The sequence below is a fragment of the Nostoc sp. CMAA1605 genome (genome assembly GCF_021596505.1).
In the GTDB taxonomy this organism is placed as follows: Bacteria; Cyanobacteriota; Cyanobacteriia; order Cyanobacteriales; family Nostocaceae; genus Trichormus.
The window spans coordinates 1-12,264 of record NZ_PJIZ01000153.1; the positions used below are offsets into that span (position 1 = coordinate 1).

The following is a 12,264-nucleotide window of genomic DNA, read 5'->3' on the forward strand; positions in this document are numbered from 1 at the left end:
GTTTCCGCATAGAGTTGGGCGAAATTGAAGCAGTATTAAGACAACATCCTCAAGTATTCCAAGCTGTTGTTATTGCTCATGAAGAAGTTCCTGGACAAAAGCGTCTGGTGGCTTATGTTGTACCGCAAAACCCCTCTCCAAACCTCTCCCCTACAAGGAGAGAGGCTTCAGATGTTCCCCCTTCCCTTATAGGGAAGGGGGCTAGGGGGTTAGGTTCCGTGGACGAATTGCGTGATTTCCTCAAGCAGAAACTCCCGCATTTCATGATTCCGGCGGCGTTTATGTTGCTGGAAAGCATTCCGATGACTCCTAACCAAAAGGTAGACTATCGGGCTTTACCAACACCTGACTTTTCTCGTAGTGCGGAAGATAAATTTGCAGCACCCCGCACACTCATAGAAGAGAAATTAGTAGCGATTTGGTCGGAAGTTCTCAGAATAGAAAATGTTGGCATTCACGACAACTATTTTGAACTGGGTGGAGATTCAATTCTCAGTATTCAGTTAGTTTCTAAAGCTAATCAGGTGGGTATCCAAATAGCAGCTAAACAGCTATTCAAATATCAAACTATTGCTGAATTAGCCACTGTAGCGGGTATCACTCGCCAAATCAATGCTGAACAGGGATTAGTAACTGGTGCTGTGGGATTAACACCGATTCAACAGTGGTTTTTCGAGCAGAAATTACCCCAAACCAATTACTTTAACCAGTCAGCATTACTGGAAGTACCAACAGATGTACAACCTGAGTTATTACAGCAGGTAATAGAACAACTGTTATTACATCACGATGCTTTGCGTCTGCGGTTTGTGCAGCAAGGGGAAAACTGGTTGCAAATTCACACCACCCAAGAAACTGTACCACTAAGCATTTTTGATTTATCCCATCTTGCACCAGCAGAACAAGACGTTGCTATCAAAGCTCAAGATGCTGAACTCCAGGCGAGTTTGGATTTAAGCACCGGAAAAATCGCACAATTCGCCTTATTCCAGTTAGGAAGAGATCGCCCCAGTCGTTTACTCTGCATCATCCATCACTTAGCCGTTGACGGAGTTTCCTGGCGGATTTTACTGGAAGACTTAGCCACTGCTTACCAACAAATTAGCCGAGGCGACGCGATTAAATTACCAGCTAAGACAACATCATGGCAATATTGGAGCGATCGCTTAACATCATACGCCCAAACCGAAGCCGTCAAACAGTTGGATTACTGGCTCAATCAATCGGATATCCCAGTAAACCCCTTACCAGTAGACTATCCATCTGGTAACGAAAATAACACCATCGCCGCAACCGCATCTGTATCACTAGCTTTGACTGAAGAACAAACCCGCGCCCTGTTACAAGATGTCCCTTCCGCCTACAATACTCAAATTAACGACGTACTTTTAACAGCCTTAGTACAAAGTTTTGCTCAGTGGACAGGCGAAAATTCTTTAGTCATCGATTTAGAAGGACATGGAAGAGAAGACTTATTTGAAGATGTAGACTTGTCTCGGACTGTTGGCTGGTTTACCACCTTATTTCCCGTCGGGTTACAACTCAAAGACCATGAAAATTTAGGAGACGCTTTAAAGTCAGTCAAAGAACAACTACGACAAATTCCCAACCGAGGAATCGGTTATGGCGTATTGCGATATCTGCACGCAAACACCACCATCCGCGAAAAATTAGCCTTCCGACCACCAGCGCAAGTTAGTTTTAACTACCTTGGTCAATTTGATCAAGTGCTGAGAGCATCTGAAAACTTAGGTGCAGCCCAAGAATTCAAATCAGAACAAAGTCCACTCAATACACGCTCTCACCTGTTAGGAATAAGCGGCTTTATTCGTGCAGGAAAACTAGAAATGACCTGGAGTTATAGCGATAAAATTCACAAACGAGACACCATTGAGAAATTAGCTTCAAAATTCATAGAATCCCTAACAAATATCATCCTTCACTGTCAATCAAAAGACACCCAAAGCTACACCCCCTCCGACTTTTCTGCCGCCAAACTCAACCAAAAACAACTAGATAAATTCCTCACCAAAATTAGCAAAAAGTAGTCAATGGTCAATAGTCAACAGTCAATAGTCAATAGTTTTTCTCCCTTGTCTACTTTTCCCAATTCCCCAGTCCCCAATCCCCAGTCCCCAACCCAGAGGTAATAATGCAAAACATCGAAGACCTTTATGAACTTTCACCTATGCAACAAGGGATGTTGTTTCATACCCTTTATGCACCAGAGTCAGAAGTTTATTTTGAGCAGTTAGTTTGCATACTCTCTGGGAAGTTGAATTTTCCGGCGTTCCAAACAGCTTGGGAACAGGTTGTGGCGAGACATTCAGTGTTACGCAGTTCCTTTTATTGGGAAGAGATAGAAAAACCCTTGCAAGTGGTGAGTAAGCAGGTGGATCTTCCGTGGGAGAAGCTGGATTGGCGGAATTTCGCACCTGATGAACAACAGCAGCAGTTAGAAGAGTGGTTAAAAAGCGATCGCCAAAAGGGATTTACTCTCAATCAAGCCCCCCTGATGCGCTTTACCATCATTCAATTAGGAGAGCAAACCCACCAGTTTATTTGGAGTCATCATCACATTCTTTTTGATGGCTGGTCAATGCAAATCGTTCTCAAAGAAGTTTTAGCTTTGTATGAAGCTAATCAGCGAGGTGAAAATTTGCGTCTCCCTGGAGTTCGCCCCTACCGAGAATATATTGAGTGGTTACAGCAACAGGATATTGAGCAAGCAAAAAACTTTTGGCGCAAAACTCTCCAAGGTTTAGAAGTTCCTACTTTATTGGGAAATTGGGGACTGGGGACTGGGGATTGGGGACTGGGAAGATACAAGGAACAACATTTTCAATTATCTCCGTCGGTAACTGAAAAATTGCAATCTGTGGCGCGACAGCACCATTTAACTTTGAATAATTTAGTGCAGGGCGCATGGGGATTACTAATTTCCCGCTACAGTGGGGAAAATGATGTGGTTTTTGGTGCAACTGTATCCGGTCGTCCCGCAACTCTAGAAAAGGTAGATTCAATGGTAGGGCTATTAATTAATACCCTACCAGTGCGCTTAAAAATTACAGCCAGTACGGCATTATTAACTTGGTTCAAGCAATTACAAACCCAAGCTTTAGAACAGGAACAGTATGCTTATTGTTCTCTAGCAGAAATTCAACAAATGAGTGATATTACTGGGGGAATGTCACTGTTTGATAGTCTTTTGGTGTTTGAAAATTATCCAGTAGATTCAAGTAAGCAAGCAACTCAGAAAACTTTAGAAATTCAGCTAATTAGTTGTTTTGAACGCACTAATTATCCTCTGACATTAGTAATTAATCCTGCTGCTCAATTCTCTGGCAGGTTTGTTTACGATACTAGCTGCTTTGATGAGCAAACTATTAACAGAATGATTGGGCATTTCCAAACATTACTCACAAACATAGCAGCTAATATACAACAGAAAATTGCTCAATTATCATTACTCAGTGTAGAAGAAGAAGCACAATTAATTCAGCTAGAGAATCATCAAACAGGAGATTCTTTTAATTATAAATGTCTTCATGTTTTATTTGAGGAACAGGTAAATAAAACACCTGATGCAATAGCACTTACATATAAACAAAAAAATTTAACTTATCAAGAATTAAATCACCGAGCCAATCAATTAGCTCATTATTTAAAATCATTGGGAGTTAAACCAGAAGTCAGGGTGGGAATTTGTGTTGAGCGTTCCCTAGAAATGGTTATCGGGATACTCGCTATTCTCAAAGCTGGTGGAGCTTATGTACCAATAGATCCAGCTTATCCGACTGAAAGACTAGCTTTAATTCTCGAAGATACACAAACACCTATATTGCTAACTCAAACTCATTTACAATATAGACTCCCAATTAATCACCAAACTGTAGTGAATTTTGATACAGACTGGGAAATTATCTCTCAATATTCACAAGATAATTTACTTAGTGAAGTCACTCCAGAAAATTTAGCATATATTATCTACACCTCCGGCTCAACAGGAACACCAAAAGGGACAGAAGTTCCCCATCGCAGCTTTACAGGTTTTATGTTTGGGGTGGATTATATTCACTTTGATGGAAACCAAGTTTGGCTACAACATTCATCTATTTCTTGGGATGGACTTACTTTAGAAATGTGGCCAGCACTGCTGTATGGTGGACGCTGTGTACTTTATCCCGAAAAAATTCCTACACCAGAAAGTTTAAGCAAAATTATTCAAGAACAAAAAGTTAATACACTCTGGTTAACTTCCGCCTTGTTCAATCTCATCATTGACCAAACACCCCAAAGTTTATTAGGCGTTAAACAACTACTTATAGGTGGAGAATCTTTGTCTGTTGATCATGTCCGTCGCGCCTTAAAACTATTACCAGAAACTCAAATAATTAATGGTTATGGGCCTTCGGAATGTACAGTATTTACCTGTTGTTATCCCATTCCTCAACAACTATCTGAAAATATCAGTTCTATTCCTATTGGTAAACCCATCGGTGATAGAACATCTTACATCCTAGATGAAAACTTACATAGAGTTCCCGTAGGTGTGGTTGGTGAACTGTATGTAGGTGGCGCGAGTGTTGCTAGAGGTTACTTAAATCAACCAAAATTAACTAGTGAAAAATTTATTTCCAATCCTTTTATTCTGGGAGATACAATTTACAAAACAGGTGATTTAGTCCGTTGTTTACCTGATGAAAATTTAGAATTTATTGGACGAATTGACACACAAGTCAAAATTCGTGGTTTTCGCATTGAATTAACAGAAGTTGAGGCTGTTTTGATTCAGCATCCCGACATTCAGCAAGTTGTAATGATGGTGCGAGAAGATGAACCAGGGAAGAAATTCTTAGTAGCTTATTTAGTGGCGCAAGGTAATACACCAACTCCTAAGAGTTTACGAAATTTCCTCAAGGAAAAGCTTCCAGATTATATGATTCCTACTGCTTTCGTATTTCTGGAAGCACTACCCCTAACTCCTAACGGTAAAGTTAACCGCCGTGCTTTACCTGTTCCTGAATATACACAAAGAAATCTGGAGAATGATTTTGTTGTTCCTAGCACACCAATCGAAAAAGAATTAGCCACAATTTGGATTGAAGTGCTGAAACTACAACAGGTAGGAATTCACGATAACTTTTTTGAGTTAGGGGGACATTCTTTACTAGCTACCCAAGCAATTTCTCGCTTAAGGGAAGTTTTTAATCTAGATTTCCCTTTGCGTTATTTATTTGAAAATCCAACTATTGCTGAACTTGCTCAAAAAGTGATGGAACAACAAATTGAGCAAGCAGAAAATGACGATTTAGCGAGAATTTTAGCAGAGGTAGATCAGTTATCAGAAGAGGAGGTGACACAGCAATTAATGTTTTGATAACTAGTTTTAGCAATTTGATTTAACTAAATGCAGAATTCCCAGGAGAAAGAATATGTCACAGACTATTACCTTATCGAATGTCGCAGATCAAAAAGAATTGATAGTTAGTTTATTTTCTGCTGTTGATTCATCTGATTGGAATTTTCTTAAAAATTGCTTTGACGAAAATATTATCTATGAACGCCCTGGTTATCAGCCTTTTGTTGGGCTTGATAAATTACTGAGATTTTACCAATATGAGAGAATTATTGCCTCTGGCAAACATCACATTGAATATATTGCAATTGATAATAATTATGGAGCTTGCTGGGGCAATTTTATTGGTATACATAAAAATGGCTCAAAAATTAATGAGCGTTTCGCAGATGTTTATTCGTTTGAGAATGGTAAATTTAAAACTCGACGTAGTTATTTTTTTAGACCAGCAGTATAAGTTATACACAATATATTAGCCATCCTAAATTTATTTAACATTCTCTTTGTTCCCTATACCTTGATTGTTCATTTAAAAATTAAATTTTCACAATAAATACTATGAGCGATTTGCTAAAGCGTCTTGAAAACCTATCACCAGAAAAACGAGAATTAGTTCTAAAAAAACTCAAAAAGCAGCAGCGATCGCCTATCCTCACATCGGTATCAAGGGAACAAAGTCTTCCTCTGTCTTTTGCTCAACAAAGATTATGGTTTATTGACCAATTAGAGGGTGAAAATTGTGCCTACAATGTCTCGTTTTTCTGGCAAATTGAAGGGTTACTAGATATCCATGCTTTAGAAAAAGCTATTTTAGAAATTGTGCAGCGTCATGAGGTTTTACGCACTAGTTTTTCTCTGGTAGATGAGTCACCTATACAGGTAATTCATGCTCATCCGCAAGTGAAAATACAGGTGCTAGACTGGCGACAAGTCCCAGCAGCAGAACAATTAAGCAAGGCGCAACATTTAGCAACAACAGAATTACAACAGCCTTTTGATTTATCAAACCCGCCTTTACTGCGAGTCAAGCTGTTAAAACTAGGTGAAAAATCTCATCTATTGCTGTTGGTCATTCATCACATAGTTTGTGATGGTTGGTCAATGGATATTTTCCGTCAAGAATTGTTCACTCTCTACAAAGCTTTTTGTGCTGGGGAATCGTCTCCTTTATCAACGTTATCTCTACAATACGCCGATTTCGCCCACTGGCAAAGACAATACTTACAAGGAGAGGTACTGCAAAATCAACTCGGTTACTGGCAAAAACAATTAGCCGATGTCCCACCACTGTTAGAATTACCCACAGATCAACCGCGTCCCTCAGTTCAAAGTTTTCGGGGAAGCAGCGAGTTTTTAGAAATCAATCAAGAACTAACACAAAAATTAAAGCGGTTAAGTCAGGAGTCAGGAACTACTTTGTTTATGACTTTACTGGCGGTATTCGCGCTATTATTGTCGCGCTACAGTAGACAACAGGATATTGTCGTTGGTTCGGCGATCGCCAATCGTAACCGTAGAGAAATAGAACCATTAATTGGCTTTTTTGTCAATACTCTGGCTTTGCGTACCAACCTAGAAGGAAATCCCAGTTTTATAGAATTGCTGCAAAGGGTGAAGCAAGTAACTCTAGATGCTTACGACCATCAAGATTTACCCTTTGAGAAATTAGTGGATGAATTAGGATTAGAGCGATCGCTTGCTCATCATCCCCTATTTCAAGTTGCTTTTGGTTTGCAAGCTGGAACTCCAGAGAAACTAGAAATTCCTGGTTTAACTCTCACCCGTTTTGAGTGGGAAAACACCACAACATTCTTTGATTTATCGCTGATTTTCCGCGAAACTCCCCAAGGTTTAACGGGAGAATGGGAATATGCAACCGATTTGTTTGCGGCTGAAACTATCCAAAAGATGACAGAACATTTTGCAGTTCTGCTGACGCAAATTATTGATAATCCCAATCAATCAATCAATAATCTATCCTTGCTGACAGAGGATGAACTTCAGCAACTACAAAACTGGAATCAAACTCAAACAGAATATCCTCAAGATAAAACTTTAGTTGCAATATTTGAAGAACAAGTCGCAAAAAATCCTGATAATTTAGCTGTAGTTTTTGAATCCCGTTTACAAGGGAACAGGGAACAGGGAACAGGGAACAGTAAAGAGTTAACAGCTTTAACTTATCAACAATTAAATGAAAAAGCCGAGCAATTAGCTGATTATTTAATTGAAAAATACCAAATTCAACCAGATACCTTAATTGGAATTTCTGTTGAACGATCATTAGAAATGATCATTGGTGTCCTTGGTATTCTTAAATCTGGTGGTGCTTATGTACCACTTGACCCCAATTATCCCCCAGAAAGAATTAAGTTCATGTTAGAAGATTCTGGGATATCAGTTTTATTAACCCAACGTTTTTTAGTAGATAAATTACCTTTAGAGAGTTTAGAAAATCCTATTGAAGTTGTTTATTTGGAAGATAGCTCACGCAAAGACGCGATAGCGGCTTCCCGCAGGGTAGACGCAGAGACGCAAAGGAAGAAGCAGAAGGAAACAAGTAAACATCAAGTTAAACCTGATAATTTAGCTTATGTTATCTACACCTCTGGTTCTACGGGAAGACCTAAAGGTGTAATGATTGAGCATAAAGCAATTGTTAATTTAGCTTTGGGTTGGGTGGAAATATTTCAAGTGCAACCCCACAGCCGCTTGCTGCAATTTGGTTCTTTTAGTTTCGATTTGTCGATTGGTGAAATTGCTACTGCTTTATCCGCAGGTGCTTGTTTATATTTAGCTAATCAAGAAACTTTATTACCCAGTCAAACTTTAGTTGATTTTTTAACTGAACACCAAATTACCCATCTATTTTTACCTCCCTCAGCTTTAGCTACATTACCAAAAGCAAATCTCAGCAATTTACAATCCATCGGCGTTGGTGGTGAGGCTTGTCCGGCGGAATTAGTGAATGAGTGGGGAACAGGAAGACGTTTTTATAACTGCTACGGGCCGACAGAATGCACAGCTATTGCAGCAATATCTCTTTGTCAACCCAATGGAAAAAAACCACGGATTGGTACACCTTCGCCTAATATTCGTATTTATATTTTAGATGCAAATCATCAACCATTACCCCCAGGCATACCAGGAGAATTGTGTATTGCCGGAGTAGGTTTAGCTAGAGGTTATCTCAATCGTCCCGAAATTACAGCCGAAAAATTTATTGAAATTGATTTATGCGGTACAACTGAACGCATTTATAAAACTGGTGATTTAGCTAGATGGAATGCTGATGGTAACTTAGAGTATTTAGGACGTATTGACGAGCAGGTAAAATTACGCGGCTTTAGAATTGAACTGGGTGAAATTGAATCACTTTTATTACAACATCCTTTAGTTCAAGAAGCTGCGGTAGTTTTATATGAAACTGACAGCAATCCTAGATTATTAGTCTATATTACAGGATTAGATAAAACCGCTAATTTAGAGATTGAAGTGAGGGAATACCTCAAAAATCGTTTGCCAAATTATATGATTCCTAGCCAGATTATGGTTTTGGATCAATTTCCTCTGACTGCTAACGGTAAACTAGATCGCCGCGCATTACCAGCACCAAATACAAACGCTGCTACTGATTTGGAAATACCAGTAACTCCTACAGAAGAATTATTGGTTATTTTATGGCAAGGTTTATTAAAAATTAAATCTGTTGGACGTTCTGATAATTTCTTTGAATTAGGTGGACATTCCCTATTAGCAACTCAATTAGTTGCCCGAATTCGTGATAGTTTCGGGGTAGAAGTACCTGTGCGTAAGATATTTGAGCAAAGTATTTTATCTGAGTTGGCGAGGGAAATTGATAAAGCATCTGCGAGTGTGGCTTTACCTCCCATTTCACCCCAGTTAGAAAATGAACCAAAAACTCTATCTTTTGCTCAATCAAGACTATGGTTTTTAGCCCAGTTGGAAGGAAAAGGTACTTCTTCTACCTATAATATGCCGATCGCTCTCCAACTAGACGGCAAACTCAATGTAGAAGCTCTGCGGCAAAGTTTAACTTATTTGCTAGAACGGCATACAAGTTTACGCTCTTATTTCCCTGCCTTGGAGGGAGAACCGCAAGTAGTAGTTAGAAATATCGAAGATATAGAAGTCCTCACAATTGCAGACTTACGAGAACTTGATTCCCAGACGCAAGCAGAAACTGTACAAAAGTTAGCAGATATCCACGCTAAAGAACCCTTTGACTTAAATACTGATTGCTTGTTCAGAGCTAAATTACTGCAACTAGGCGAACAGGAAAATGTTCTATTAATTAATATGCACCACATTATCAGTGATGGCTGGTCAATGGGTGTATTTAAGCGGGAATGGGAACAAGCTTATGCTGCTTATGCTGCGGGTTCTACCCCCAACCTATCACCATTAGCGATTCAATATAGTGATTATGCAGCTTGGCAGCGCAGTTGGTTACAAGGAGAAATTTTAGCCAGTCAAGAAAATTATTGGCAACAACAACTAGGTGATGCGCCTCGGTTACTGGAGTTACCTACAGATCATCCCCGTCCAGCGCAACAAAGTTACCAAGGAGAGCGTGAAGAATTTCGCCTGAGTAAAGAACTGACTCAGAAACTTAAACACCTGAGTCAAGAACAGGGAGTGAGTTTATTTATGACCCTGTTGACTGCTTTCAATATTTTACTATCCCGTTACAGCCGCCAAGAAGATTTATGTGTTGGTTCTGCGATCGCTAACCGCACCCATAGCCACACAGAAGGGTTAATTGGCTTTTTTGTCAATACCTTAGTATTGCGGAGCAAAATCAAGCCAGAAAAAGGATTTATTAACTTACTCCAACAAACTCGCCAAACTTGCTTGGATGCTTATGCTCATCAAGATATTCCCTTTGAGTATTTGGTAGAACAACTACAACCAGAACGTAGTCTCAGTCATAATCCCTTATTCCAAGTGATGATGGTGTTGCAAAATGCTGCGGGGGCTGGGGTGAATGTGAGTTTACCAGGGCTGGATATTCAATACTTGGAACAAAGTTTTCCGTTTGCTAAGTTTGATATCCTGCTGGATTTGAGCGAAAGGGATGAGCAACTAAATTGTATGTGGGAATATGCCACAGATTTATTTGAAGCATCAACAATTAGACGCATGGCGGGACATTTTGAAGTTTTGCTGACAGCAATTACCCAAAATCCCCAACAGCCGATTTATCAACTACCCATCATCACCCCAGCAGAAAAACGACAACTACAAATTTGGAATCAAACCGACACCGATTATCCTCAAAATCATACTTTGGTAACTCTGTTTGAAGCACAAGCAGCAAAAACGCCCGATCAGATTGCAGTTGTGTTTGCAGATCAATGTCTGAGTTATCTAGAACTCAATCAAAAAGCTAATCAACTGGCACATCATCTCTTGCAACTCCAAAGCATATCTAATAACCCACTGATGGCGATTTGCATGGATCGTTCCTTAGAAATGCTCATTGGTCTATTTGCTATCCTCAAAGCTGGTGGGGCTTATGTGCCAATTGATCCGAGTTATCCCCAAGAACGCATTCATTTAATGCTCGAAGATAGTAATGCGGCGGTATTACTAACAACTAAATCACTGAAAAAACAACTTCCCTTAGAAAAACTGAAAAATACTGCTCAAGTAGTATTTTTGGATGAACAAACATGGACTCAACAGCCAACAAATAATCCCCAGCCAATCAGCATTAATAACGATTTAGCTTATATAATTTATACCTCTGGTTCTACAGGGCGACCTAAAGGAGTGGCGATCGCCCATTCTAGCCCGGTAGCCTTTGTCAAATGGGCGCATTCAGTCTTTAGTGCAGAACAGCTTGCAGGTGTCTTAGCATCAACCTCAATTTGTTTCGATCTTTCCATTTTTGAAATTTTTGTTCCCCTGACTCAAGGTGGTAGTGTGATTTTGGTAGAAAATGCACTCTACATTGAGCAAGCAAGTCAGAGTCCGATACCGATAACTTTGATTAATACTGTACCGAGTGCGGCGGCAGAACTGCTAAATATGAATGCTATTCCTGCAAGTGTACAGGTAATTAATTTAGCTGGTGAACCATTAAAAAATAGTTTGGTACAGGCTTTATATCAAAACACATCTGTCAGAGAAGTTTACAATCTTTATGGCCCTTCTGAAGACACCACTTACTCGACATTTACGAAAGTTGCCAAAAACGCCCAGCATGAACCAACTATAGGTAAGGCGATCGCCAATACTCGCATCTACATTTTAGATAAATATCATCAACCCCTTCCTCCTGGTATTCCTGGGGAACTCTGCATTGCAGGTGCAGGTTTAGCACAAAGTTATTTACATCGTCCTGAAACTACCGCCGAAAAATTTCTGAACGTGGAATTATGCGGTAAAACTGAGCGAATTTATAAAACTGGTGATTTAGCCCGATGGCTACCGGATGGTAATTTGCAATACTTAGGACGGATTGATTACCAAGTCAAACTGCGGGGTTTCCGCATTGAATTAGGTGAAATTGAAGCATCTTTACTCAAACACCCTAAAATTCAGGAAGCAGTTGTTTTAGTTCGGGAAGACAGCGAACACGATCAGCGTCTAGTTGCTTATGTCGTCCCCACAACGGAAGGCAATGATACCAGCCAAAGTGAACAGGTAGAATTGTGGGAACAAGTTTTTAATGATAGCTACACTCAACAAACAACCCCAACCGATGATCCAACTTTGAATCTCGCAGGTTGGAAGGATAGCTATACCGGAAAACCCATTCCCCAGTCGGCCATGCAAGAATGGCGCGATACAACAGTTGACCAAATTTAGAACTTGCACCCAAAAAAGTATGGGAAATTGGTTGCGGAACAGGGATGTTATTGTTTAAAGTTGCGCCC

At 39.8% G+C, this 12,264-nt stretch carries 4 protein-coding genes; all 4 read left to right on the plus strand.

Annotated elements, in window-relative coordinates; genetic code table 11:
• Positions 1–2,048 (plus strand): condensation domain-containing protein (locus CV014_RS28760; protein ID WP_236145136.1); only part of this gene is annotated, 2,048 nt, incomplete at its 5' end.
• A gap of 104 nt (positions 2,049–2,152) precedes the next feature.
• Positions 2,153–5,380 carry an amino acid adenylation domain-containing protein gene (locus CV014_RS28765; RefSeq protein ID WP_236145137.1) on the plus strand — a complete coding sequence of 1,076 codons (3,228 nt, stop codon included), beginning with the start codon at positions 2,153–2,155 and terminating at the stop codon, positions 5,378–5,380.
• 55 nt (positions 5,381–5,435) lie between these two features.
• Positions 5,436–5,816: a nuclear transport factor 2 family protein gene (locus CV014_RS28770; protein ID WP_236145138.1), complete on the plus strand. Its 381-nt coding sequence runs from the start codon at positions 5,436–5,438 to the stop codon at positions 5,814–5,816.
• Positions 5,817–5,917: 101 nt separating this feature from the next.
• Positions 5,918–12,196, plus strand: coding sequence for a non-ribosomal peptide synthetase (locus CV014_RS28775; protein WP_236145139.1), 6,279 nt, complete (start codon positions 5,918–5,920; stop codon positions 12,194–12,196).
• Positions 12,197–12,264: the final 68 nt, after the last annotated feature.